Source organism: Marinobacter sp. bablab_jr008, assembly GCF_016464145.1.
Taxonomy (GTDB): domain Bacteria; phylum Pseudomonadota; class Gammaproteobacteria; order Pseudomonadales; family Oleiphilaceae; genus Marinobacter; species Marinobacter nauticus.
This window is the reverse complement of sequence record NZ_JACDWW010000033.1, coordinates 1-281: the sequence shown is the minus strand read 5'-3', so window position 1 is coordinate 281 and position 281 is coordinate 1. Positions and strand designations below refer to the sequence as shown.

Sequence of the window (281 nt, the reverse complement as noted above, 5' to 3'; positions counted from 1 at the left end):
TCTCGGCCTTTAGCTTTCGGTCGTCCAGTTTTTTACGAGAACCGGGGCGCTTGGCAATGAACCAGGATACATTTTGGCGATCTTTATGCTCATCCCGCTTTTGAATGCCAAGATAACCGGCATCACCGAACACGCGCAGCTTGAGATGGACCCATTCAGTTGGACAACCTGATGGTGTCCCTAAGCTATGATCCGGTTGTTTCCCTGGCTCAGGCTGCCAGAGATATGGGTTGCCCGTAGTACACCTCATCGGGCGTTTGGTAATCAAGGGTTTGGTGGTA

The 281-nt window shown here is 51.6% G+C and carries 1 pseudogene; it reads right to left on the bottom strand.

From position 1 onward, the window contains the following. Window positions 1-281 (bottom strand): annotated as a pseudogene (locus tag JIF53_RS19295) (hypothetical protein); the annotation flags it as partial.